At 67.8% G+C, this 23,888-nt stretch carries 23 protein-coding genes and 1 riboswitch; of the genes, 21 read left to right on the top strand and 2 right to left on the bottom strand.

The genetic code is table 11. From position 1 onward, the window contains the following. The first annotated feature begins 43 nt into the window (after positions 1–43). The 17 genes from LFT45_RS21955 (at position 44) to LFT45_RS21875 (ending at position 17,472) form a co-directional block, all read left to right on the top strand. Positions 44–925: a shikimate dehydrogenase gene (locus LFT45_RS21955; protein WP_236805880.1), complete on the top strand. Its 882-nt coding sequence runs from the start codon at positions 44–46 to the stop codon at positions 923–925. Continuing rightward, a complete protein-coding gene (locus tag LFT45_RS21950) occupies positions 925–2,838 on the top strand; it encodes a bifunctional sugar phosphate isomerase/epimerase/4-hydroxyphenylpyruvate dioxygenase family protein (protein WP_236805879.1) in 1,914 nt (637 codons plus the stop codon). The genes LFT45_RS21955 and LFT45_RS21950 overlap by 1 nt, the downstream gene beginning before the upstream one ends. Positions 2,839–2,878: 40 nt before the next feature. Then, complete coding sequence (gene pcaH / locus LFT45_RS21945) at positions 2,879–3,781, top strand: protocatechuate 3,4-dioxygenase subunit beta (RefSeq protein ID WP_236805878.1); 903 nt, start codon at positions 2,879–2,881, stop codon at positions 3,779–3,781. Further along, a complete protein-coding gene (pcaG, locus tag LFT45_RS21940; RefSeq protein WP_236805876.1) occupies positions 3,774–4,364 on the top strand; it encodes a protocatechuate 3,4-dioxygenase subunit alpha in 591 nt (196 codons plus the stop codon). The genes pcaH and pcaG overlap by 8 nt, the downstream gene beginning before the upstream one ends. Continuing rightward, complete coding sequence (locus LFT45_RS21935; protein WP_236805874.1) at positions 4,361–5,809, top strand: lyase family protein; 1,449 nt, start codon at positions 4,361–4,363, stop codon at positions 5,807–5,809. The genes pcaG and LFT45_RS21935 overlap by 4 nt, the downstream gene beginning before the upstream one ends. Before the next feature lie 43 nt (positions 5,810–5,852). Continuing rightward, positions 5,853–6,671 (top strand): alpha/beta fold hydrolase, encoded by an 819-nt coding sequence (locus LFT45_RS21930; protein WP_236805870.1) that lies wholly within the window; start codon positions 5,853–5,855, stop codon positions 6,669–6,671. Then, positions 6,668–7,180: a 4-carboxymuconolactone decarboxylase gene (gene pcaC / locus LFT45_RS21925; RefSeq protein WP_236805869.1), complete on the top strand. Its 513-nt coding sequence runs from the start codon at positions 6,668–6,670 to the stop codon at positions 7,178–7,180. The genes LFT45_RS21930 and pcaC overlap by 4 nt, the downstream gene beginning before the upstream one ends. An 83-nt stretch (positions 7,181–7,263) precedes the next feature. Continuing rightward, positions 7,264–8,481: a thiolase family protein gene (locus LFT45_RS21920; RefSeq protein WP_236805868.1), complete on the top strand. Its 1,218-nt coding sequence runs from the start codon at positions 7,264–7,266 to the stop codon at positions 8,479–8,481. 3 nt (positions 8,482–8,484) lie between these two features. Continuing rightward, a complete protein-coding gene (locus LFT45_RS21915) occupies positions 8,485–9,186 on the top strand; it encodes a 3-oxoacid CoA-transferase subunit A (protein ID WP_236805867.1) in 702 nt (233 codons plus the stop codon). A gap of 1 nt (position 9,187) precedes the next feature. Beyond that, complete coding sequence (locus LFT45_RS21910; protein WP_236805866.1) at positions 9,188–9,871, top strand: 3-oxoacid CoA-transferase subunit B; 684 nt, start codon at positions 9,188–9,190, stop codon at positions 9,869–9,871. A 133-nt stretch (positions 9,872–10,004) separates the two neighbouring features. Beyond that, a complete protein-coding gene (locus tag LFT45_RS21905) occupies positions 10,005–10,844 on the top strand; it encodes an IclR family transcriptional regulator domain-containing protein (protein ID WP_236805865.1) in 840 nt (279 codons plus the stop codon). Positions 10,845–10,988: 144 nt separating this feature from the next. After that, positions 10,989–12,209: a Re/Si-specific NAD(P)(+) transhydrogenase subunit alpha gene (locus tag LFT45_RS21900; protein WP_236805863.1), complete on the top strand. Its 1,221-nt coding sequence runs from the start codon at positions 10,989–10,991 to the stop codon at positions 12,207–12,209. Beyond that, on the top strand, positions 12,209–12,580 hold the full coding sequence (locus LFT45_RS21895; RefSeq protein ID WP_236805861.1) for an NAD(P) transhydrogenase subunit alpha: 372 nt from the start codon (positions 12,209–12,211) through the stop codon (positions 12,578–12,580). The genes LFT45_RS21900 and LFT45_RS21895 overlap by 1 nt, the downstream gene beginning before the upstream one ends. After that, on the top strand, positions 12,577–13,950 hold the full coding sequence (locus LFT45_RS21890; RefSeq protein ID WP_236805859.1) for an NAD(P)(+) transhydrogenase (Re/Si-specific) subunit beta: 1,374 nt from the start codon (positions 12,577–12,579) through the stop codon (positions 13,948–13,950). The genes LFT45_RS21895 and LFT45_RS21890 overlap by 4 nt, the downstream gene beginning before the upstream one ends. 149 nt (positions 13,951–14,099) lie before the next feature. Then, positions 14,100–14,268: riboswitch (cyclic di-AMP (ydaO/yuaA leader) on the top strand. Positions 14,269–14,274: 6 nt separating this feature from the next. Further along, the gene (locus LFT45_RS21885) at positions 14,275–15,222 is read left to right on the top strand and encodes a C40 family peptidase (RefSeq protein ID WP_236805856.1); all 948 of its coding nucleotides are present in this window, start codon (positions 14,275–14,277) and stop codon (positions 15,220–15,222) included. A 291-nt stretch (positions 15,223–15,513) separates the two neighbouring features. After that, a complete protein-coding gene (locus tag LFT45_RS21880; protein WP_236805854.1) occupies positions 15,514–15,927 on the top strand; it encodes a YybH family protein in 414 nt (137 codons plus the stop codon). Positions 15,928–15,975: 48 nt separating this feature from the next. Beyond that, complete coding sequence (locus LFT45_RS21875) at positions 15,976–17,472, top strand: purine-cytosine permease family protein (protein ID WP_236809468.1); 1,497 nt, start codon at positions 15,976–15,978, stop codon at positions 17,470–17,472. A gap of 19 nt (positions 17,473–17,491) precedes the next feature. Here the strand turns inward: LFT45_RS21875 and LFT45_RS21870 are convergent, their stop codons facing one another. Continuing rightward, the gene (locus LFT45_RS21870) at positions 17,492–18,397 is read right to left on the bottom strand and encodes an ArgP/LysG family DNA-binding transcriptional regulator (protein ID WP_236805853.1); all 906 of its coding nucleotides are present in this window, start codon (positions 18,395–18,397) and stop codon (positions 17,492–17,494) included. A 69-nt stretch (positions 18,398–18,466) separates the two neighbouring features. On the opposite strand from LFT45_RS21870, the gene LFT45_RS21865 reads away from it, so the two are divergent. Further along, positions 18,467–19,072: a LysE/ArgO family amino acid transporter gene (locus LFT45_RS21865; protein WP_236805852.1), complete on the top strand. Its 606-nt coding sequence runs from the start codon at positions 18,467–18,469 to the stop codon at positions 19,070–19,072. 43 nt (positions 19,073–19,115) lie between these two features. Here the strand turns inward: LFT45_RS21865 and pdxR are convergent, their stop codons facing one another. Next, positions 19,116–20,453, bottom strand: a complete 1,338-nt coding sequence (gene pdxR, locus LFT45_RS21860; RefSeq protein ID WP_236809467.1) for a MocR-like pyridoxine biosynthesis transcription factor PdxR — start codon at positions 20,451–20,453, stop codon at positions 19,116–19,118. Positions 20,454–20,626: 173 nt separating this feature from the next. Between pdxR and LFT45_RS21855 the strand changes: the two genes are divergently transcribed. The 3 genes from LFT45_RS21855 to LFT45_RS21845 all read left to right on the top strand — a co-directional run bounded on the left by LFT45_RS21855 (position 20,627) and on the right by LFT45_RS21845 (position 23,877). Then, positions 20,627–21,532 carry a dihydrodipicolinate synthase family protein gene (locus LFT45_RS21855; protein WP_236805847.1) on the top strand — a complete coding sequence of 302 codons (906 nt, stop codon included), beginning with the start codon at positions 20,627–20,629 and terminating at the stop codon, positions 21,530–21,532. A gap of 11 nt (positions 21,533–21,543) precedes the next feature. After that, positions 21,544–22,812, top strand: a complete 1,269-nt coding sequence (locus tag LFT45_RS21850) for an MFS transporter (RefSeq protein WP_236805846.1) — start codon at positions 21,544–21,546, stop codon at positions 22,810–22,812. Positions 22,813–22,959: 147 nt separating this feature from the next. Further along, on the top strand, positions 22,960–23,877 hold the full coding sequence (locus tag LFT45_RS21845; protein WP_236805845.1) for a diacylglycerol/lipid kinase family protein: 918 nt from the start codon (positions 22,960–22,962) through the stop codon (positions 23,875–23,877). Positions 23,878–23,888 lie beyond the last annotated feature (11 nt).

The following is a 23,888-nucleotide window of genomic DNA, read 5'->3' as shown; positions in this document are numbered from 1 at the left end:
GCGCCCGAGCCGGCCGAGTGCCGTTGTCAAAGGAGCCGCACGCATGAGCAATCGAGCCGAGTCCTACCTGATAGGACTTGTGGGGGATGGCGTGATGCCGTCGCTCACGCCCCACATGCACGAGCGCGAAGGCGACGTCCAGGGCGTCCGCTACCTCTACCGGCCCATCGATCTGCACGAGCTCGACCTGCCCGCCGCCGCCGTCGGCGACCTGCTGCAAAGCGCCTACCGGATGGGCTTCAACGGGCTGAACATCACGCACCCCTGCAAGCAGCTGGTCCTCGGGCACCTCGACGAGATCGCCCCCGACGCCGAACGCCTCGGCGCCGTCAACACCGTGGTCATCCAGGACGGCCGGTTCATCGGCCACAACACAGACTTCTCCGGCTTTGCCGCCGCCCTCGCCTCCGGCCTCCCCGACGCCAGGCTGGATCGCGTGGTGCAGCTGGGAGCGGGCGGCGCCGGATCCGCCGTCGCCTACGCCCTGCTCACCGCCGGCGTGCAGACGCTGGAGCTCGTGGACATGGATCCGGCGCGCTGCGCCGAACGCGCCGCCGAACTGGCCGGCTTCTTCCCGGACCGCACCGTCACCGCGCGCACGACGGCGGAGCTGCCGCAGCTGATGCCCGCCGCCGACGGCCTGGTGCACTGCACCCCCGTTGGCATGGCCGCCCACCCCGGCACGCCGCTGGACATGGCACTTGTCGAGCCCCGGCACTGGGTGGCGGACATCGTCTACCGCCCCATCGAAACCGAACTCGTCCGCGAATCGCGGGCCAAGGGCTGCCAGGTGCTCGACGGCGGACGCATGGCCGTGGGCCAGGCCGCCGACGCCTTCCGCATCTTCACCGGACTCGAGCCCGACGCCGACCGGATGCGCGCCCACTTCCTCGAGCTCATCGCGGCCGAAGAGGTGGCCGTCTGATGCGCACCGGAATCGCCACCGTCTGCCTCTCCGGCACGCTGAAGGAAAAGATGCAGGCCTGCGCCATCGCGGGCTTCGACGGCATCGAAATCTTCGAGCAGGACCTGGTCACCTCGTCGCTCAGCCCCGAGGACGTCCGCAAAATGGCCGCCGACCTGGGCCTCACGCTGGACCTCTACCAGCCGTTCCGCGATTTCGACAGCGTGACCGAGGACCTGCTCGCGGCCAACCTCCGCCGGGCCGAGGCCAAGTTCCGGCTCATGTCCCGGCTGGGCATGGACACCATCCTGGTCTGCACCAACGTCGCCACCGCCACGATCGACGACGACGACCTCCGCGCCGCGCAGCTCGCCGCCCTGGCTGACCTCGCCGGCCAGCACGGCGTCAAGGTCGCCTACGAGGCCCTCGCCTGGGGCAAGTATGTCAACGACTACGAGCACGCCCACCGACTCGTGGAGAAGGTGGACCACCCCAACCTCGGCACCTGCCTGGACTCCTTCCACATCCTGTCCCGGGACTGGGACACCGCGCCCATCGAGGACATTAACGCGGACAAGATCTTCTTTGTGCAGGTGGCCGACGCCCCCAAGCTCTCCATGGACGTGCTCTCCTGGAGCCGCCACTACCGCGTCTTCCCGGGCGAGGGCCAGCTCGAACTCGCCAAGTTCATGGGCCACGTGGTCCGCGCCGGCTACACCGGGCCGGTGTCGCTGGAGGTCTTCAACGACGTCTTCCGGCAGTCCGACGTCGAACGCACCGCCGTCGACGCCATGCGGTCGCTGATCTGGCTGGAGGAGCAGAGCGCCAAGTGGCTGGACACTGCGGCCAACGGCGGAGGCGCCCCTGGTACTGTCGCTGGTGGTCCCACGGCCCCTGCCCGCCGCCGTTATCCCATGGAACTGGCCACGCTCCCGCAGGTGGCGGAGCCGGCCGGCTTCAACTTCGCCGAAGTCAAGGCCGCGGACACCGGGGTGCTGGAAAAGGTCCTCGGCCAGCTCGGCTTCGAGTTCAACGGCCGCCACCGCACCAAGGATGTCCAGCTCTGGACCATGGGGCACGCCCGCGTGATCATCAACGAACAGGCCCCCGCAGCGGCTGAACCCGCCATCGCCGCCCTCGGCTTTGACGTCGACTCCCCGGTGATCGCCTCCGCCCGCGCCCAGCAGCTCAAGGCTCCCGTCGTTCCCCGGAAGAGCCAGGCCAACGAGGAAGTGTTCCAGGGCTTCGCCGCCCCCGACTCCACCGAGATCTTCCTGTGCCAGGGCAACCCGGACGGTACGGCCGCCTGGACTGCTGAATTTGGGCAGGGGTTGGAAGTTCCGTCCGGTGCCCGGACCGCGGTGATCGACCACGTGAACCTGGCCCAGCCGTGGCAGCACTTCGACGAGGCTGTCCTCTTCTATACGAGTGCCCTGGCGCTGGAGCCGCAGCCGTACGCCGAGGTCGCCAGCCCCAGCGGTCTGGTCCGGTCGCAGGTCATGCAGACTTCAGACCGGGACGTGCGCCTGGTGCTGAACCTGGCCCCGGTGATCCAGCAGGACGGCGCAGGCACGGGGGCGGCCCCGCGGAAGACCTACCAGGAGCACATCGCCTTCGCAGTGGATGACCTGGTGGCAACGGCCCGCGCCGCCCGCGACCGGGGACTGGCCTTCCTGCAGATCCCGGAGAACTATTACGAGGACCTGGACGCCCGCTTTGACCTCGAGCCCGGATTCCTGGACACGCTCCGGGACCTCAACCTGCTGTATGACCGCGACGCCGACGGCGAGTTCCTGCACTTCTACACTGCCACGGTGGGCAGCGTGTTCTTCGAGATGGTGGAACGCCGCGGCAACTATGACGGCTACGGAGCCCCCAACGCGCCGGTGCGCCACGCCGTCCAGTACGACCACCTGCACCAACTGACCAAGTAACCAACCACTGATTCCAACCACAGATTGAAAGGAGGCTGCTGTGCCTGAAGACGTGAATCTCGCAACGTACAACGCCGACGCGCTGACCGAGGACCTGTCGGACGCAGTACCCGCAACCCCGGCCGCCCCGGCAGACGTCCCCGCTGAAGCGCCGCGCGTTGAAACCCAGCAGGATCTCACCGCGGAGATCAAGGCCATCGGTGACGCCTACGCCCGCGCGCTGAAGGACGGTGCGGCGCCGGAAACCCAGCCGCGCCTGGACTTCGCGCCGTACCGCAGCAGCCTCCTGCGCCACCCCACCAAGAGCCTGCACCACACGGACCCGGAAACCATCGAGCTGTACTCCCCGGCGTTCGGCCACCAGGACGTCCACGCCCTGGAGTCGGACCTGACCATCCAGCACAACGGCGAACCGCAGGGCGAACGCATCATCGTCGCCGGCCGCGTGCTCGACGGCGACGGCAGGCCGGTCGCCGGGCAGCTCGTGGAGATCTGGCAGGCCAACTCCTCCGGCCGTTACATCCACAAGCGCGACCAGCACCCCGCACCGCTGGACCCCAACTTCACCGGCGTGGGCCGCTGCATTACCGGCCCGGACGGCTCCTACCGCTTCACCACCATCAAGCCCGGCGCCTACCCGTGGAAGAACCACCTCAACGCCTGGCGGCCCGCGCACATCCACTTCTCGCTGTTCGGCCAGGAGTTCACGCAGCGGATCGTCACCCAGATGTACTTCCCGGGCGACCAGCTCTTCCCGCTGGACCCGATCTACCAGTCGATCGTGGACCAGGATGCCCGCGACCGCCTCGTGGCCACCTACGACCACGACCTCACCGAGCCGGAATGGGCGCTGGGCTACAACTGGGACATCATCCTGACGGGCTCCAAGCGGACCTGGACCGAGAATGAGGCGCTGGGCGCGGAAGGTGACGACCATGAGTAACTCCACCAAGCTTGTTCCCACCCCGGGCCAGACCGTGGGCCCGTTCTACGGCTACGCCCTGCCCTACGACAAGGACCGCGAGCTGCTGGCGCCCGGATCCCCGGGCTCCATCCGCCTCCAGGGCACCGTCTACGACGGCGCCGGACACACTGTTCCGGACGCCATCCTCGAAATCTGGCAGCCGGATTCGGAGGGCAACATCGTGCACAAAACCGGCTCGCTGGTCCGGGACGGCTACACCTTCACCGGCTTCGGCCGCAGCGCCGTGGGCAACACCGGCGTCTACACCTTCACCACAGTGAACCCGGGCCCCACCGAACCCGGTGCGGCAGCCTTCATCTCCGTCGCGGTCTTTGCCCGTGGCCTGATGAACCGCCTCTTCACCCGCGTTTACCTGCCGGAGAACGAGGACGCGCTGGCCAAGGACCCGCTGCTGTCCGCCCTGGATCCCGAGCGCCGCAGGACCCTGATCGCACGCCGCGACGCCGACGGCGGGCTCACCTGGGACATCCGCCTGCAGGGTGAGGGTGAAACCGTCTTCCTCGACTTCGAAGGAACCGGAACCAGGGGCGCTGCAAAGTGACCGGGTTCCAGGCAGCGGGAGGCGGCGGGCTTCACGGTGACTATGGGCTGCTCAGCCCCGTGTTGGCGTCGCCCCTGGTGGCGGCACTGACCGGTGACCGGGCCGTGCTCGGGGCGATTCTGGCCGTCGAGGCCGGCTGGGCCGCTGTGCTGGAGCAGCACGACCTTGCTCCCAACGGCTCTGCTGCGGTGGTGGCCCACGCTGCCGACGCCTCCCGGTACGATCTCGGCGATATTTCCCGCCGCGCTCAGGGCGGGGGAAACCCGGTGATCCCGCTGCTGGCCGATCTCCGGGCACAGGTAAAGGCGCTGGACACGGCCAACGTGGGCGCTGCGAAAGCCGTCCACACCTCGCTGACCAGCCAGGACGTGCTTGACACCGCCCTCATGCTGGTGGCCCGCAACACCGTTGCGACACTGCTGGCCGACGTGAAAGGCACGACGACGGCGCTCGCCCGCATGGCGGAACAGCATGCGGACACGCTGTGCGTCGGCAGGAGCCTGACCCAGCATTCTCTGCCGTTCACCTTCGGGCTTCGGGCGGCGCAATGGTTCCACGGGCTGGCGGCCGCGGCACGCGGGCTAGAGGCGCTGGAACTGCCGGTGCAGTTCGGCGGGGCGGCGGGAACGCTCGCGGCCGGGACCGTACTGACGTCCGGCTCCGCCACGGATCCCTTTGCACTGTCCGACGCGCTGGCCGCACAGCTTGGCCTCGCCGCCGCACCGGCACCATGGCACACCAACCGGCTGGCCGTGACGTCGCTCGGCGGCGCCGTCGCCTCCGTGGTGGACGCGCTTGGCAAGATTGCCGCGGATGTCCTGTTCCTGAGCCGTCCCGAGGTGGCCGAAGTGGCCGAACCGCGCGCCCCGGGCCGTGGAGTTTCCTCGGCGATGCCGCAGAAGCAAAACCCCGTACTGGCCGTGCTGGTCCGCAGCGCCGCCCTCCAGGCCCCCGGCCTAGCTGCGCAAGTGCACCTTGCCGCGGCAACCTGCAACGACGAACGCCCCGACGGAGCATGGCACACCGAATGGCCGGCCCTGCGCCAGCTGCTCGCGCTGGCCCTCGGCGCCGCCGGCCACATCCGGGAACTCGCGGAGGGGCTGCAGGTCTTCCCCGACGGCATGCGGCGGAACCTGGACCTGTCCGGTCCGCTGCTCCTCAGCGAGGGCGTCTCCGCCGTGGTGGCACCGCTTCTTGCTGTTAACGGAACCGACGGATCCGGTGACGGGAAGCAGCAGCTGCAGGCCGTCGTCGACAAGACGCTGCAGGCACCGCCGGCCGAACAGGCCGCAACCTACCGCCGGCTGCTGCGCGAGGCCGTCCCCGCGGACACGCTTTCCGACGCGCAGCTGGAGGAGCTGCTCGACCCTGCCAGCTACCTCGGACAGGCTGCCGAGATCTCGCGGCGGATCCTGGCCGCCTTCCCGGATTTTGCGCTTAGTTAAACCGAACCAGCCTCAACTGAACCAGACGGAAACGGAGATTCCCGTGGCTAAACCAGCAGTCAAGGCAGTGCTGCTTTCCCCCCAGCGCACGCTGGGGGACAAACCGCTCCTGATCGTCGGGCCGTCGCTCGGCACCTCCTCGGTGCTGTGGGCGCAGGTCGGCTCGCTCCTGGGCAAGGATCTCGACGTCGTCGCCTGGGACCTGCCCGGCCACGGTGTCTCCGCCGCCGCCGCCGAAACCTTCAGCGTCCCGGACCTGGCGGACGCCGTCGTCGAACTTGTCGACTCGATCGCCCCGGGCGAGAAGTTCCACTACGCCGGCGTTTCCCTGGGCGGGGCCACCGGCCTGCAGCTGGGCATCAAGCACGGTGACCGGCTGAAGAGCCTCTCCGTGCAGTGCTCGGGCGCCAAGCTCGGCACCCCCGAGGGCTGGCTGGAACGTGCCGAAACCGTCCGCACCCAGGGCACCCCCGTGATGATCCAGGGCTCGGCCGAACGCTGGTTCGCACCCGGGTTCATGGACCGCGAACCCGAACTCAGCAGCCGGCTCCTGCATGCCCTGCGCGACGCCGACCGCTTCAGCTACGCCTTCTGCTGCGAGGCCCTTGCAGGCTTCGACGTGCGCGACCAGCTCGGCAGCATCACCGTACCCACGCAGGTGGTGGCGGGTGCGCTGGATGGCGTGGCCCCGCCGTCGCTCGCTGAAGAGGTGGCCGCCGGAATCACCGCCGGTGGAGGCACCGCCTCCGCAGCCACGCTGGAAGGTGTGGCGCACCAGGCACCCGCCGAGGCGCCGGCCCACGTGGCCGAGCTGATGCGGAGCCTCATTTCCTGGGCCGAAACCCGCGGAGCAGGCAAGTGAGCGGCGCTGAAGTTACCGGCACCCGGCGCCACGGTGTGGTCCAGCCGGACGCCACCAGCCAGGAGATTTATGACGGCGGGATGGTAGTTCGGCGCGAAGTGCTCGGCGACGCACACGTCGACCGGGCGAACGCCAAGAAGGACGCCTTCACCGAGGACTTCCAGGACATGATCACCCGCATCGCGTGGGGCGGTATCTGGACCCGTCCGGGTCTGCCGCGCCAGATGCGCTCCGCCGTCACCATCACCGCGATGGTGGCGCACGGGCACTGGGAAGAACTCGCCATGCACATCCGTGCGGCCATCACGAACGGGCTGAGCAGGGACGAGATCAAGGAAATCCTGCTGCAGACCGCCATCTACTGCGGAGTTCCCTCCGCCAACACCGCCTTCAAGACAGCCCAGCAGGTCTTCCATGCAATGGACAACACAGCAATGGATAACGCCGCAACGGACAGCGCCGCAACGGACAGCGCCGGGCTCGACAACACCCCCACCCCACCCAACTAGGTAGCAGCAGATGGCGTTCTGAGCCCTCAGAACGCCCTGAAGTGCTACCCAGTTGGGCCCAGAACAGACAACTCGAGGAATTCATGAATCAGGCATTTGTATACGACGCCGTACGCACGCCGTTCGGTAAGTTCGGCTCCGGCCTTGCCGGGGTCCGTCCCGATGACCTTGCCGCGCATGTGATCGGTGAATCAGTTCGCCGCGCGCCCGGTTTGGACGTGGAGCGCATTGACGAGGTGGTCTTCGGCAACGCCAACGGCGCGGGCGAGGAGAACCGCAACATCGCCCGTATGGGCACGCTCCTTGCCGGGTTGCCGGTCTCGATCCCGGGCACCACGGTCAACCGTCTGTGCGGGTCCTCTTTGGACGCGGCGATCATCGCGTCCCGGCAGATCAACGCCGGCGATGCCGACCTGGTGCTGGTGGGCGGTGCCGAGTCAATGTCCCGCGCGCCGTGGGTGCTGCCCAAGACGGAGAAGCCCTACCCGGCCGGGGACATGACACTGGCCTCCACCACGCTGGGCTGGCGCCTGGTGAACAAGGCGATGCCTAAGGAGTGGACCATCTCCCTGGGCGAGGCCACCGAGCGTTTGCGCGAGAAGTACGGGGTGACCCGGCAGCAGCAGGATGAGTTCGCCGCTGACTCGCACAACCTGTCCGCCGCTGCCTGGGACGAGGGGTTCTACGACAACCTCGTGGCACCGGTTCCCGGCACGGACCTGGTCCGCGATGAGGGCATCCGGCCCGGCTCCACGGCCGAGAAGCTGGCCGGGCTGAAGACGGTGTTCCGTTCCGAGCCGGAGGGCGCCGAAGTAGGCGGCACGGTGACCGCCGGAAACGCGTCACCTCTGTCCGATGGCGCGTCCGCTGCGTGGATCGGGTCGGAGAACGCCGCCGGGCTGCTGGGGCTGGAACCGCTGGCCCGGATCGCGGGCCGCGGCGCGCACGGCAACGATCCCCAGTTCTTCGGCTTCGCCCCGGTGGAGGCGGCGAACAAGGCCCTCGCAAAGGCGGGCATCGGCTGGGACCAGGTGGGCGCCGTCGAGCTTAACGAGGCGTTCGCCGCGCAGTCCCTGGCGTGCATCAACGCCTGGGGCATCGACCCCACTATCGTGAACCGCCACGGCGGCGCGATCGCGATGGGCCACCCGCTCGGCGCCTCCGGCACCCGCATCCTCGGCACCCTGGCCCGGTCCCTGCAGGCCTCCGGTGAGCGGTGGGGTGTGGCGGCGATCTGCATCGGCGTCGGCCAGGGCCTGGCCGTGGTGCTCGAAAATGTTTCTGCTGGAGTGAAGGGCTAAGAGATGCTGAATTTCATTGACACGGTCGGCGAGGCCGTCGCGGCCGTCAAGGACGGCTCCACCGTGATGATCGGCGGGTTCGGCAACGCCGGCCAGCCGTTCGAACTGATCGACGCGCTGCTGGACTCCGGCGCCACGGACCTGACCGTGGTGAACAACAACGCCGGCCAGGGCGACCAGGGGCTGGCCCTGCTCATCAAGGAGGGCCGGGTCCGCAAGATGATCTGTTCCTTCCCGCGGCAGTCCGACTCCTGGCACTTCGACGCCAAATACAAGGCCGGGCAGATTGAGCTGGAACTGGTGCCGCAGGGCAACCTGGCCGAACGCATCCGCGCCGCCGGGGCCGGGATCGGCGGGTTCTTCACGCCAACCGGGTACGGCACCATGCTGGCCGAGGGCAAGGAAACCCGCATCATCGACGGCCGCGGCCAGGTGTTCGAGACGCCCATCCACGCCGATGTCGCGCTGATCAAGGCGCTGAAGGCCGACGGTGTGGGAAACCTCATCTACCGCAAGACGGCCCGGAACTTCGGCCCGATCATGGCCGCGGCAGCGAAGCACACCATCGTGCAGGTTTCCGAGATCGTCCCCACCGGTGCGCTGGACCCGGAGAACATCGTGACCCCCGGCATCTACGTCAACAGCATCGTCCGTATTGATTCCAGCGGTGCTGCCGCCGCCGGCACCGCAGAACAGGTGGCCTGAGATGAGCCTTGTAGAAACGTCCATCCAGACGTCCGAAACGCCGCTGGGCCGTGACGACCTCGCCCGCATGGTGGCCCGCGACATCAAGCCGGGATCCTTCGTGAACCTCGGGATCGGCCAGCCCACCCTGGTGTCAAACTACCTCAAGCCGGAGCAGAACATCACGCTCCACACCGAGAACGGCATGCTCGGCATGGGCCCGGTGGCCACTGGGGACCAGATCGACGGCGACCTCATCAACGCCGGGAAGATCCCCGTCACCGAGCTCCCGGGCGCGTCCTACTTCCACCACGCCGACTCGTTCGCGATCATGCGCGGCGGGCACCTGGACATCTGCGTCCTCGGCGCGTTCCAGGTCTCCGCGACCGGTGACCTCGCCAACTGGCACACCGGCGCCCCGGACGCCATCCCCGCCGTCGGCGGCGCGATGGACCTGGCCACCGGAGCCAAGGACGTGTTCGTGATGATGACGCTCCTGACCCGCGAAGGTGGCTCCAAGATCGTGGAAGCCTGCACCTACCCGCTCACCGGCGTGGGCTGCGTGACCCGCGTGTACACCGACAAGGCCGTGTTCCTCACCGGCCCCGACGGCGTCCGCGTTCGCGAGACCTTCGGCTGCACCCTCGAAGAACTCCAAGCCCTGGTCCCCGTCCCCCTCACCGCAGCCCCCGCCGTCGAGCACTAACGCTTCCCCCACATCCCAGCGCGAACTGGCAGCAGATGACCGCAAACCCGGGTTTTGAGGGCATCAGCTGCCAGTTCGCGCGTGCGGGGGCGGGGCCGGAAGTGTCCATTCGCGCCGATTAGGATTAGTAACCATGACCGACGCAGCAGCAGGGACCACGCCTCGTGCGGGCCGAGTGCCGAAGGACGGTGCGACGCCGGTGGCCAGCGACCAGTATGTGCAGTCGCTCGCGCGCGGGCTCGCGGTCATCCGTGCGTTCGACACTGAGCACGCCGACATGACGCTCACCGAGGTGGCTGCCCGCACCGATCTCACCCGCGCCACGGCCCGGCGTTTCCTGCACACGCTGGTGGAACTCGGCTACGTCCGGACCGACGGCAAGACTTTCGCGCTTACGGCCCAGGTGCTGCAGCTCGGTTACGCCTACCTTTCAGGTCTTTCCTTGCCGCAGCTGGCCCAGCCGCACCTGGAAGAGCTGTCCCTGAAGCTGGGGGAGTCGACGTCGGCAGCGGTGCTGGACGGGACGGACATCGCCTACATCGCAAGAGTCACCACCCGCCGGATCATGACGATCGGCATCACCGTAGGCACCAGGTTCCCCGCCTATGCGACGTCGATGGGTAGGGTGCTGCTGGCCGGGCTCCCGCCGGAGCAGCTTAAGGAATACCTGGCGGCGGCGGAGATCAGGCCGCTCACCCCACGCGCGGTTGGCACGGTGAAGGACCTTTTGGCCGTCCTCGACAAGGTCCGGGCTCAGGGCTGGTGCCTCCTGGACCAGGAGCTGGAGCTGGGGCTGATGTCCGTGGCCGCTCCGGTTTATCACGGCCCGAAAGTGGTGGCCGCCGTCAACGTCTCGCTGCAGGCACAGTCCGTGGCCGCCAAGCTGGACCGTGAGGCCTACCTGGAGTCCGTGCGGAAGGAAATCGTGGCCACGGCGGAGCGCATTTCGTCGGACTTCTCCAGCGGGCGGTAAGGGACGCGGTTAGCCGCCGCCCTCCCGCCACGGTCCCTTGGGCCATAGACTCTAGCCAACTACGTGCAGCAGTGCCGCTCCGTGGTCTGGTCCTCGGGCCTGAAATGGGCAGGAGCCGCTGCACCGTTGGAAGGGAAGTTGCGGGTGAAGCTGGGGATAGCGCGGGAGCGCCGGGAAGGCGAACGGCGGGTCGCTGCGACGCCGGAAACCGTAAAGCAGCTGGCCGGACTGGGCCTGGAGGTGCTGGTCGAATCCCGGGCGGGTGTTTCCGCCGGGCACGCCGACGACGAATACCGCCAGGCAGGTGCCCGCATCGTTGACGACCTCGATCCCGCCGGGCTGGACATCCTCGCCCATGTACGTCCGCTGGAACTTCCGACGGCGACGGCCCTGAAGCGCGGCGCCGTCACCGTGGGCCTGGCCTCGCCGTCGTCCGAACTCGCCACCGTCAGGGCGCTGGCCCAGGGCGGCGTCACGTCCTTCGCACTGGAACTCGTGCCGCGCATCTCCCGGGCCCAGTCCATGGACGCCCTGTCCTCGCAGGCCCTCGTGGCCGGCTACCGCTGCGTCCTCGAAGCCGCCATCCGCCTGCCCCGCTTCTTCCCGCTGTACATGACCGCCGCCGGAACCGTCCCGCCCGCCCGGGTGCTGGTGCTCGGCGTCGGCGTGGCCGGGCTGCAGGCGATCGGGACGGCGAAGCGGCTCGGCGCCCGCGTCTCCGCCAACGACATCCGGCCCTCCTCCGCCGAAGAAGTCACGTCCATGGGTGGCACCTTCATCAAGCTGGATCTGGAGACCGCAGAGGCGGCTGGCGGGTACGCACGCGAGCTCACCGCCGACCGCGGCGCCCTGCAGCGGCAGCTGCTGGCTCCCCACGTCGCCGATGCCGACGTATTGATCACGACGGCGGCTGTCCCCGGCCGGCACGCCCCGCTTCTGGTGACCCGTGAGATGGTGCAGGGCATGCGCCCCGGATCGGTCGTGGTCGACCTCGCCGCGGAGTCGGGCGGCAATGTGGAGGGGTCCGTGGCCGGCCGGGACATCCACGTCCCCACGGCCGACGGAAAGGGGACCGTCGCCGTCGTCGGCCTCAAGGACGCGGCGTCGGCCATGCCCACGGACGCCTCCCGGCTCTATGCGAAGAACGTGGCCAACCTGCTGGCGCTGATGACGCGGGACGGGACGGTGGACCCGGATTTCGACGACGACGTGATAGCAGGTGCGTGCCTGACGCACGACGGCGTGGTGCGGCACCCGCCGACGGCGGAGGCTCTCGCGGTGGTCGCGAGCGAGGCGGACAACGGACTCGCCGATGAGTTGGCGGACGGGCCAGTGAAGACATCGGAAAACGAAGGGGTGGTCTGATGGACGGCATCAGCCTGCTGACCATCACCGTGCTTGCGGTGTTTGTCGGCTTCGAAGTGGTGTCGAAGGTTTCCAGCACGCTGCATACGCCCCTGATGTCCGGCGCGAACGCGATCCACGGGATCATCCTGGTGGGTGCCATCATCGTCGCCGGCCAGGCAACGCACCCCTGGGTCCTCGCGGTGGCGCTGCTGGCGGTGGTGCTTGCCACGGCGAACCTGGTGGGCGGCTTTGTGGTGACGGACCGCATGCTGGAGATGTTCCGCGGCCGCAAGCCGGATAAGCCGGCCAAGCCCGGTGCGCCCGGGTCCACGCCAGTTACGGGCGCCACACTCGCTGACACCAAGGAGAACACGGAGGCCACTCGGTGACCCTCCTCGACCCCAACGTCACCGCCCTGCTCTACCTCGCGGCAGCCGTCTTCTTCATCCTTGCGCTGAAGGGCCTGAATTCCCCGCGAACCGCCCGCCGCGGCAACCTCATCGGCGCCTTTGGTGCGGTGGTCGCCGTCGTTACGGTCTTTTTCTCAACCCGGCTGGACAACGTCCCCCTGATCCTCGGCGCCATAGCCGTGGGCTCCGGCGTGGCAGCCCCCGTGGCCAGGCGCGTCAAGATGACCCAGATGCCCCAGCTCGTCGCCCTCTTCAACGGCGTGGGCGGCGGCGCCGCTGCCCTCGTGGCGCTGTTGGAACTGCCCCATGCGGAGGACGCCTGGGTGCGCGTCGCCGTCGTCTTCACCCTGCTGGTGGGGGCGGTGTCCTTCGCCGGTTCCGCCGTGACGTTCGCGAAGTTACAGGAGCTCATGACCACCCGCCCCGTCGTGTTCCCCGGCCTGCCGGTACTCATGGCCGCAGTGCTGCTCGCCGCCGTCGGTGCGGCGGCCGCCGTCGTGCTTGGGGGTTCACTGGTCCTGGCCCTCCTGCTCCTGCTGCTGGGCCTGGTGGCAGGCGTGCTGCTGGTGCTGCCGGTGGGCGGCGCCGACGTGCCGATCGTCATCTCGCTGCTCAACGCCTTCACTGGCCTGGCGGTCGCGGCGTCCGGCCTGGTGCTGGGCAACGTGCTCCTGGTGGTGGCCGGCACGCTGGTGGGGGCGTCCGGCACCATCCTCACCCGGGCGATGGCTGCGGCCATGGGCCGAAGCGTGGCCGGCATCCTGTTCGGCGCGTTCCGGGGAGGTTCGACGGCGGGATCCACCGCTGTGAGCGACCGTCCGGTCCGTTCGTCGAGCCCCGAGGACGTGGCGGTGCTGCTGGGCTACGCGCAGCGCGTGATCATCGTTCCCGGCTACGGGCTGGCCGTCGCGCAGGGACAACACACCGCGGCGGAGCTGGCGCAGGCCCTGGAATCCCGGGGTACCCGCGTGGACTTCGCCATCCACCCCGTGGCGGGGCGCATGCCGGGGCACATGAACGTGCTGCTCGCCGAGGCCAATGTGCCCTACGAATCGCTCAAGGAAATGGGTGAGATCAACTCCGAGTTCCGCACCGCCGACGTGGCGCTGGTGGTGGGCGCGAATGACGTCGTGAACCCCGCCGCCAAGACCACCGCAGGCTCGCCGATCTATGGGATGCCCATCCTTGAGGTGGCGGACGCACGGCAGGTGGTGTTCCTCAAGCGCTCCATGCGGCCCGGGTTCGCGGGAATCGAGAACGACCTCATGTTCGAACCGCAAACCACCCTGCTGTTCGGCGACGCCAAGGAGTCCCTGACGAAGGTGCTGGGCGCGGTGAAGGCCCTGTAGGGGGCAGCATCCGGGGGTTGTCCCCGGCCTTTCCGACACACCCTCGTTACTCAAATGTGACTTTTGGGGCCTGAGTGCGATAGCCTCGGCCGGTGCCCTGGTTCCGCTCAGGGCATTCCCGGGCAGAATGCCGAGCCCTGCCGCTGACCGGGATCCGTTCGCTATGACCAACAGGCAGGGACGGGGGAACCACCTTTGTATCGGCCTTGCAAGCCAAGGCCTAGGGGTTAAGTCCAGACGCTCCGCCTAGCGGCGGGCAGGACCGGGTGACTCCCATCCGAACCCGACAGCTCACCCCGCAGGCATGGGAGAGGCACATCAACCATGTCACGTAAGTTCACCGCCGCGCGCCATCGCGCCACCCCGACGACGTCCATCGCTTTGCAGGGCCTGCAGTATTCCCTCAGGTCCAACGCCGCCTCGGTTGCCAAGCCGGCGGCCGCTGCCGCCGTCGCTTCCGGACTCCTCTTCGGCGCCGGAGCCCCCGCGCACGCGGGTGCCTACGCGCCTGAGACGCCGGACGCCGCTGCTGCTGTCCAGTCCGCCGCTGGCCAGGCGCTGGCAGTACCCAGCCAGGCAGTCCCCGCACCGGCACAGGCCGCCCCGGCAGTTCCCGCGCCGGCAAGCGGTGGATCCGCTGTTGCCGGCGCATCGCACACCGTGGTGCCCGGCGACACCCTTGGTGCCATCGCAGCACGCCACGGTGTCAGCCTTGATGCACTCCTCGCGGAGAACGGCCTGTCCCTGGCGTCCGTCATTTACCCCGGCGACCAGATCCTCATCCCCGGACCGGGTGCCGTTGCAGCTCCCGCTGTACCTGCGGCCCCGGCAGTGCCTGAGGTTCCTGCCGCTCCGGCAGTTCCCGCGGCTCCAGCACCGGCTGCCCCGGCGCCTGCCAGCATGGGAATCTACAACGCCTCCGCCTCGATTACACCGGCGGCTGCAACCCAGTCAGCCAGTGGCGTGGGTGGAGCCATTGTGGCCTCTGCCCGGGCGCAGCTCGGCGCCACCCAGGACTGCACCATCCTGGTGGAGCAGGCACTGCGCTCTGTCGGTAAGTCCGTCGGCGACCTGGCCCCCGCACAGTTCTACCAGTACGGGACTCCGGTTTCCGCCCCGCAGCCCGGTGACCTGATGATTAGCGCCGGACACGTCGGCGTCTACATCGGCGGCGGCCAGGCCATCAGCAGCGGCATGAATGGCGTCAACGAAACCATCGTGCACCCGGCCTCCTGGCTCACCGGCTCCACCTACGTGCGGGTGAACGCCTAACAGCGCGTGAGCGCCTGACGGGCGGGTTTCACACAACAGCGGCGGGTGCATCAGCACCCGCCGCTGTTGTCTCCCGGAATACCTCCGGCCCGCTGTGGTCCGCACACCCGGCGGGCAGGGAAGGCCCGCCGGATTCGGTGCAGGCGGCAGCCGACTGCGCAATAAAAGTGACTGGCAAGCAACAATTGTTGACTACCGAATACTTGATCCGGTTTACTGGCACCCTGACCGGATGTGAGCTGGAACACGTCACGGCGGAAACCTTACAAGCAACGCCGAGAGTGAGTACCCGTGGACCTAATCACCACCGCCGAGGTCGAAGAGGCGGCGAAGAGGCTGATGACCGCCTTCGCGGCCACCGACACAGACGACTACTTCGACTGTTTCGCCCCTGATGCGACCTTCATCTTCCATTCCGAACCGGACCGACTTAGTTCGCGCGGGGAATACCGCGCCCTGTGGCAGAACTGGCTCTCGGATGGTTGGCGGGTCGCAGAGTGCGCCAGTTACAATGCGCACATCCAAAACGCCGGAACATGCGCCGTGTTCAGCCACGATGTCGAAACCGTCATCGAGGTTTCCGGAACCAAAGAGACCCTTCGCGAGAGGGAGACCATCATTTTCACCAGGACGGAGTCTGGCAGCGTGCTCGCCGTTCATGAGCACCTTTCTCCGGCGCCTGCTAGTCCGAAGGCGATCTCATGACGCCAGGATTTCAAAGCGCCAGCCGTAACAGAGGTCGAAAAACACGGCATCGAACCGATTCCCGCTGCCGACAGGACGGCCAAACCGCTGGACCTGTTCCGCCTGGTGTTCGGCGGCGCAAACACCTTCGCCACGGTAGTCCTGGGATCGTTTCCCATACTCTTTGGGCTGTCTTTCAAGGACGCGCTGATGGCCACTGTCCTGGGTGTCGTGGTTGGCGGCCTGATACTTTGCCCAATGGCCGTTTTCGGCCCCACGAACGGAATGAACAATGCCGTTTCGTCGTCCGGACATCTGGGCGTGCACGGCCGCGTGGTGGGATCCTTCCTGTCGCTGCTGACGGCCTTCGCTTTCTTCTCCATCTCCGTGTGGAGCTCAGGGGACGCACTGGTAGGGGGCGCGAACCGCCTGGTGGGGCTGCCTCAAAACGCCGTAACGCTTAGCCTTGCCTACGGCGTCTTTGCTGTTCTGATCCTGACCGTGTGCATCTACGGGTTCCGTTTCATGCTCTGGGTCAACAAGATCGCTGTGGTCGCGGCGTCACTGCTTTTCCTGCTCGGAATCGTTGCATTCGCGGGTACCTTCGACGCGTCTTACGCGGGGACGTTCGGGCCGGGATCCGATGCAGCTACCAACGCACTGTTCTGGCCGTCCTTCATAGGATCGGCGCTGATCGTGATGTCCAACCCCATCTCCTTTGGCGCGTTCCTCGGCGACTGGTCCCGGTACATCCCGGCTGAGACGCCAAAGCGAAAGGTCATGGCTGCTGCCTTTCTAGCCCAGGTGGCTACCCTTGTGCCGTTTGGCTTCGGGCTGGTCACGGCTACCATTATCGCCACGGAGGCGCCGGCGTTCTTTGAAAACTCCGACTATGTGGGCGGACTCCTGGCCGTTTCCCCTGCCTGGTACTTCCTGCCGGTGTGCCTCATAGCCCTGGTAGGCGGAATGTCCACCGGCACCACCGCGCTTTACGGAACGGGCCTCGACTTCTCCAGCGTCTTTCCCAAGTTTTCCCGTGTGCAGGCCACGTTGTTCATCGGGTCCATCGCCATCGTCTTCATCTTCGTGGGCCGCTTCGCTTTCAACATTGTGCAGAGCATCTCCACATTTGCGGTGCTCATCATCACCTGTACAGCCCCCTGGATGATCATGATGATGATCGGGTACGTGACGCGGCGGGGTTGGTACGACGCCGACTCCCTCCAGGTTTTCAACCGACGCCAGGTTGGTGGCCGGTACTGGTTCAACCACGGATGGAACTGGCGCGCCATGGGCGTCTGGATCTTCTCTGCAGTCATGGGAATCATGTTCGTGAACGTTCCGAACCAGTTCGTCGGTGCCCTCGGCAATCTCGCCGCGGGAGTGGACCTGAGTATTCCCGTTTCCATTGGCCTGGCTGCGGTGCTTTACCCCGCGGTGCTTTGGCTCTGCCCGGAACCTGCAGACGCGTACGGCCCGGCCGGACCAAGGTTCGTCAGGGCCGCAGCCGCGAAGAACATCCCTATTGTTGACGAGAAGAAAGATCTTGAGTCCGTACTGTCATAGCGGACCCGCCGCACCGACGCTAGTTTCGGTGCGGCGGCAGACTTTGGGCGGCGCGGACGACGGCGTTTGTCACCTCCGTGAGGCCCGGCGAGTCCAGCGTCCACACCTGCCAGTAGAGCCGCAGGTCCTCACTCCAGGCCGGATCGAGCTCAACGAGCGAGTCCTCGGGATCCTGCTGGTCCGGCACCATGCCCCAGCCCAGGCCGGCGTGAACTGATTCGACGAACTGCACGGAATCGGGGATGAAGTGCTGTGGGGCCGTCGCATCCGGGGCCACGCGCGCGAGGATTGCGAGCTGGTGGGTGTCCTTCCGGTCGTACTGCATGACGGGGGCGACGGCGAGGGCCTCCGGAGTGGGACCGCCGGGGAACCAACGGGCCGCGAACTCGCGCGACGCCTTGGCCCGGTACACCATGGTGCCGAGCGGCCGGATCGTGCACCCCTGCACCGGCCGGGGATCCGCGGTGATCGCGCCTACGGCGTCGCCGGACCGCAGGAGGTCAGCGGTGGAATGCTCGTCGTCGCGCAGCAGCTCGAGGGCCACCCGGCCGCCAAGCGCAATTTCCCGGTAGGCCGCGGGGAGCCACGTCGCGATCGAGTCCGCGTTGGCCACGATGGGAACCCGAAGCCGCTCGGCACTCGGCCGCCCGCGGTCGTTCCTTTGCGTAGATTCGGGCCCGCGCAGGGCAAGGACCGCCTCGTCCGCGAGGAGCAGGAGCTGGCGCGCGGAACGGAGGAGCTGTTCTCCCGCCGGCGTCGGCCGGACCGGCTTGAGGCGCCGCACCAGCACGCTGCCCACGGAGCGTTCAAGCGCCTTGATGCGCTGGCTCACGGCTGAGGGTGTGAGCCGCAGTTCGCTCGCTGCGGCGTCGAAGGTCTCGTGGTCGATGACGGCGGCAAGCGCGCGGAGCTGATCGAGTTCCATGAAGATATTCTAATGGATCTGCAGAAAAACTGAATTGCATTTCAGATTATGTGATCGTACCTTCGAAGAATGCTTCCCTTCCTGACCGGGCTCGGCGCCGGGCTCGGCCTCATCATCGCCATCGGTGCCCAGAACGCGTTCGTCCTGCGCCAGGGCCTCAAGCGCGAGGCCGTTCTTCCGGTCGTACTGGTGTGCCTTGTGAGCGATGCAGTCCTGATCCTGGCGGGGGTCGGGGGGATTGGGGTGCTCATCCAAAACGCTCCGGTGCTGCTTGCGGTGGTGCGATGGGTCGGCGTCGCTTTTCTCCTTGCCTATGCGGTTTTCGCTGTGCGGCGGGCCCTGCGGCCCGGCGCGCTTAAGGCGGCCGGTGCCATGGGTAAAAGGACGGCTTGGTCTGCTGTGCTCACTGCCGCCGCGCTCACCTGGCTCAACCCGCACGTGTATCTCGACACGCTGGTGCTGCTGGGCTCGCTGGCCAATACGCACGGCGATTCCGGCAAGTGGCTCTTCGGGGCAGGGGCTGCCGCCGGCAGTGCACTCTGGTTTCCCCTGATCGGCTATGGCGCTCGCGGCCTCAGCGGCTTTTTCGCGCGGCCGGCGTCATGGCGCATCCTCGACGGCGGTGTCGCACTGTTGATGCTTACGCTGGCCGCGGTCCTCGCAACCGGACACTGACGCCCGCAGCCGGAGATCGACGAGGATGCAGCCGGCAACCCCGTTACCCGCAGTCACTGGCCATTCGGTCGAGTACCCCGGCGATGATGTCCAGTGCGCGCGCAAGTTGCAGATCTGTGGGGGCGCCATACCCGATGACCAGGCCGTTCTCCGGCGTCCGCTCTGCAAAGTAGCTGGCCAGGGTCACGACCCGCACCCCTAGCCGCAGTGCTTCCTCGGCCAGACGCTCGGCCGGAACGTTCGGCTGTAGCCGGATGACGGCGTGCAGACCGCCGTCAAGAGCCGCCAATTCGACGTCGGCCCGTTTACCGAGGCGGTCGAGCAGCAGTGCGCGGCGATGGGCGTACTCGCGGCGCGCCCGGGCGATGTGCCGTGCGAGCCCTCCGCCGGCAATGTAGTTGGCCAGGGCAGACTGCATCACTCCGGGAACGGGTGTGCCGAGGTCATGCCGCGCGTCCTTGAGGCGCTGTCCGGTGGCGCCGCGAACCACGAGATAGCCGCAGCGCAGCCACGGGCTCAGCGACTTTGAGAAGGTGCCTACCAACACGACTTCGGCGGCGGAGGGCAGCGAGGCAAGGGCGGGCAGGGGCATCCTGCGGTGCCGGAACTCGCTGTCATAGTCATCTTCCAGGATGAGCGCGCGGTTGGCCTCAGCCCAGGCCAGCAGGGCAAGCCGTTCCTTAACCGGCATCCGTCCGCCCAGGGGGTACTGGTGGCTGGGCGTCACCAGGACGGCGTCCGGACGGGGGCCAAGGGCCGCAAGCTGTGCTGCCTCCAGCCCGTCGTCGGCAACCGGTAGGGTTTGCACCGCGGCTCCCGCTGCGGAAAGCACCCGCCTGGCCGTGGGATAGCCGGGGTCCTCCATCAGCACGCGGGGCGGCTCCGCCTGGCCGCGGAGCGCTGCGACGATCAGCTGCAGGGCGTCACTGGTGCCCGCTGTGATGATGACGTCCTCGGCACTCACCGTAAGTCCGCGGGATGCGGCGAGGTGACCTGCCAAGGCAGAGCGGAGGACCGGGGTGCCCAAGACGTCCGGAAGCCCAACCTCCACCGGCTCGGCAACGGCCTTCCGCCAGGCGGCCCGCCAGTCACGGTCACCGAATGGGGTACCGGCCGGCCGTCCCGGCGTGAGGTCGATCGTTACGGTTTGCTCCGCTCCGGCTGCCTCCTGGATGCCTTCCAACGCGATGCCCGGGCCGTCGGCGCGTACTGCCACCCGGGTACCGCCCGAGCCCCGGCTCTCCAGGTAGCCCTCGCCGGCAAGCTGTTCGTAGGCGCGGACCACAACGCCGCGGGAGACGCCCAGCTCGGCGGCAAGGCGCCGCGATGCCGGCAGGCTGTGTTCCGGCCCCAGGGTTCCGCTCAGGATGGCCTCCCGCAGCCGGCCGGCCAGCTGGGCGGCAAGCGGGACGCGGCTCTGGTGGTCCAGAACGAGCGGCAGTTCGGCTTCGATCTTGGTCCTCCTGATATAGGGATTCTTGGATCTATGCTAGGACCAATCTGGCTGTGAGCATGAAACAAAACCAAAGCTGATCTGAAGAGAGGACCTCCCTCGTGTTTGAAGGCCTTTGTGCATTTCCCCTGACTCCGCTCGCCGGGGACAACGTCGACAAAGCCGCGCTGGTTGGGCTGGTCGGGCGGTGCGTCGATGCCGGCGCCGACTCCATCGGTGTGCTGGGTTCGACGGGAATCTACACCTATCTGCTCCGCGAGGAACGCCGCAAGGTGGTTGAGGCGGCCGTCGAAGCTGCGCAGGGGACTCCCGTAGTGGCAGGTGTCGGCGCCATGCGCACCCGTGATGTGCTGGACTGCGTCGAGGATGCCCAGAGTGCGGGCGCCTCCGGCCTGCTGCTGGCGCCGGTGTCGTACCAGCGGCTGACCGAGGAAGAGGTCTACGGGCTCTACCGCGAGGTCTCGTCGGCCTCCGAACTGCCGATTGCCGTCTACGACAACCCGGCCACCACGGGGTTTACGTTCTCCGATGAACTCCACGGCCGCATCGCCGAACTTCCGGGCATTGCATCGATCAAGTTCCCGCCCCCGGCGCCGGGCCAGGCCGCCGACCGGGTCGCGCGGCTCCGGGCTGCAGTTCCCGGGGGTATTTCCTTGGGCATCAGCGGCGACTGGGCTGCGGCAGAGGCACTGCTCGCCGGGTGCGACGTTTGGTACTCAGTCATCGCCGGCCTGTTTCCCAAGACCGCCAGGCAAATCGTTGACCTTGCCCAGACCGGCGAGACCGCCGAGACCGGTGACGGCGCCCCGGCGCTGGAGGCATCTGCGGCGCTGGAGCTTGTGTGGGCGCTCTTCCGCACGTACGGGAGCCTGCGGGTCGCTGCCACCATGGCCGAAGTGCTTGGCTTCGTTGAGGCGCCGTGCCTGCCCCGCCCATTGCAAAGCCTGGACGCCGAGGGCCGAACCAAGGTCGAGGAAGCCCTGCGCCTCAGCGGGCTGGGCGCCTGAGCAGTTGCATCATGGGTAGCCAGAACCGCGGCACTGCGGAGCAAAAAGCACCGAACGAGCAAACATCACCGAGGGGTCAGCCGGCACCGGACCTGGCCCGGGGACGCGGCGGATTGGCCCGCTACGTGGCGGCCGCGGCACTGGCGCGCACCGCGGACGGCGGGGCCGTCGTGGCGATCGTCCTCATGGTCACCACCAGCGGGGCACCGGGCTGGCTTGCCGGCGTGCTCGGCGCCTGCATCACCGCACCGCACCTGATGGGGCCGCTGGTGGCCCGGAGCCTGGACTCCTGCCGCGACGGCCGCGTCCTGATCGCGTGGGCGTGCATCGTCCATGGCGCCACCCTGGCGGCAGCAGTGCTGCTCTATCCGGTGACGTGGCCGGCGCTGACGGGCGTTCTGCTCGTGGCGTCGGGACTGGTCGGCCCTCTGCTGACCGGCGGCATCAGCAGCCGCCTTCCCGCGATCGCCGGCCCTGACCAGGTCAGCCAGCGCCGGGCCCAGGGCTGGGATGTGGCCACCTACGGAATCGGCGGGACGATCGGACCGAGCGTCGTGGCCGCTGTCTCCGCCTGGGCCGGTCCCACTGCAGCCGCGCTCATCCTGGCGGCAGGCACTTTCGTTGCCGCCGCCGTCGTGCGTCTGCTGCCGTACGCACCTCCCTCATCCGGGGCAGCAGACGTTCCGAAGCCGGTGCGGACCCTTCAGCTGATGGCTGTGACGGGCCGCCTTCGGAGGATGCTTTACCTGACCATCAGCGTGGCGTTCTCGGTTGCGGCGCTTCCCATCGCGGCAGTCACCTCCACGTCCGTGTTCCATGTACACCCGGCCGCCGCCGGTGTTTTGACAGCTGCCTACGGGCTGGGCGGCCTGGCCGGTTCGGTCGGAGTGATGTGCCGTCCGCTGCGGGGCGACGCGGACCGGCTGGTGACCCGGCTCGCGGGATTGGTCGCAGCGGCGCTCGCAGCGGCCGCCTTCTCCGGGTCCTTTGCGCCTGCCGTCGCCGCCTACGGAGCTGCGGGCGTCATGAACTCGTACTTCTTCGCGGCCACACTGGCCGCCCGCAGCGAGTTTGCTCCGCCGCAGGTCCGGGGGCAGGTGTTTGTTTGGGTTGGTGCACTCAAAATCGCCGCCGGGTCGGCGGGAACAGCTGCGGCCGGCGTCGTCATAACAGGGGAGCCGCAGATTCCCCTGTTCCTTGCCGCTGCACTCATCCTGGCCGCTGCTGGGGCATCGGTCCTGGACCGCCGCAGCACCGGCGCGCTGGAGGCCGCGCGCTGAAGGCGGCAGTTGCGGGCCGGCAGTTGGGCCGCTGATTGGGATAGCAAGTATCAACCGAAACGATAGCTTCGTGCCCAGATCCCCGGAACGCGGCTACGATTTGAGTTCCGGGGCTTTCGGGCCCGCCCGCAGCAGCCGAAGGACACCATGACCGCCCAGAATGCTTCCTCGTTGCCACGGGCCGCCGTGGTCGTGAATCCCGCCAAGGCTGTTGGCGCCGACCTCCGCGCCTCGCTGGTCCGGCTGTGCGAAACGCAGGGCTGGGCCGAGCCGCTGTGGCTGGAAACCACGGTTGAAGACCCCGGGGTGGGCCAGGCGCGCGAGGCGCTGGAGGCGGGGGTCGACGTCGTCATTGCCGTCGGCGGCGACGGTACGGTGCGGTGCGTGGCTGAGGCGCTGGCCGGGACCGATACTCCGATGGGGATGGTGCCGCTGGGGACCGGCAACCTGCTGGCCCGCAATATGGGCGTGGACATCTCCGATCCCGTTTCCGCTGCGTATGACGTCCTGAACGGTACCGTCCGCACGATTGATGTCGCCAGGAGCAGCTTTAACGGGTCCGACGACGAGAACGTCTTCCTGGTGATGGCCGGCGTGGGCTACGACGCCGCGATCATGGCGGACACGGTGGACGCACTGAAGGACCGCATGGGCTGGCTCGCTTACGTTGAAGCCGGCATCCGCAAGCTGCCGGGCAAGCCGGTCAGGGCCACAGTCAAGGTGGACGGCAAGCACCCGGTCAAGCGGCGGATCCGCAGTGTCATGGCCGGCAACTGCGGCCGGATCATGGGCGGCATCGAGATTTTCCCCGAGGCGAAGGTCGACGACGGCGTCCTTGACCTGCTGATTTTGGCGCCCCGCGGGCACTTCGGCTGGCTGGGCGTCGCGGCGGGCATTTTCGGCCGCAGGAAGAACCAGAAGGAATCCGCCGAGTACTTCCAGGGCAAGAAAATCGAGGTCACCCTGGAGCACGAGGAGGAGTTCCAGCTCGACGGTGACCACGTGGGCACCGTCAAGAGCCTGTCCATCTGGGTGGATCCCGGGGCGCTCAAAGTCCGGATGTAGCTACTCCCTCC

Origin of the sequence: Arthrobacter sp. FW305-BF8, assembly GCF_021789315.1 — a bacterium.
In the GTDB taxonomy this organism is placed as follows: domain Bacteria; phylum Actinomycetota; class Actinomycetes; order Actinomycetales; family Micrococcaceae; genus Arthrobacter.
This window is presented reverse-complemented; position numbering and strand designations above follow the sequence as displayed.

Coding starts and splice junctions, on each gene's coding strand:
- LFT45_RS21845 (WP_236805845.1), top strand. CDS start 22,960: ATGACCGCCCAGAATGCTTCCTCGTTGCCACGGGCCGCCGTGGTCGTG.
- LFT45_RS21885 (WP_236805856.1), top strand. CDS start 14,275: ATGTCACGTAAGTTCACCGCCGCGCGCCATCGCGCCACCCCGACGACG.
- LFT45_RS21950 (WP_236805879.1), top strand. CDS start 925: ATGCGCACCGGAATCGCCACCGTCTGCCTCTCCGGCACGCTGAAGGAA.
- LFT45_RS21920 (WP_236805868.1), top strand. CDS start 7,264: ATGAATCAGGCATTTGTATACGACGCCGTACGCACGCCGTTCGGTAAG.
- LFT45_RS21905 (WP_236805865.1), top strand. CDS start 10,005: ATGACCGACGCAGCAGCAGGGACCACGCCTCGTGCGGGCCGAGTGCCG.
- LFT45_RS21870 (WP_236805853.1), bottom strand. CDS start 18,397: ATGGAACTCGATCAGCTCCGCGCGCTTGCCGCCGTCATCGACCACGAG.
- LFT45_RS21910 (WP_236805866.1), top strand. CDS start 9,188: ATGAGCCTTGTAGAAACGTCCATCCAGACGTCCGAAACGCCGCTGGGC.
- LFT45_RS21955 (WP_236805880.1), top strand. CDS start 44: ATGAGCAATCGAGCCGAGTCCTACCTGATAGGACTTGTGGGGGATGGC.
- LFT45_RS21865 (WP_236805852.1), top strand. CDS start 18,467: ATGCTTCCCTTCCTGACCGGGCTCGGCGCCGGGCTCGGCCTCATCATC.
- pcaG (WP_236805876.1), top strand. CDS start 3,774: ATGAGTAACTCCACCAAGCTTGTTCCCACCCCGGGCCAGACCGTGGGC.
- LFT45_RS21915 (WP_236805867.1), top strand. CDS start 8,485: ATGCTGAATTTCATTGACACGGTCGGCGAGGCCGTCGCGGCCGTCAAG.
- LFT45_RS21850 (WP_236805846.1), top strand. CDS start 21,544: ATGGGTAGCCAGAACCGCGGCACTGCGGAGCAAAAAGCACCGAACGAG.
- LFT45_RS21895 (WP_236805861.1), top strand. CDS start 12,209: ATGGACGGCATCAGCCTGCTGACCATCACCGTGCTTGCGGTGTTTGTC.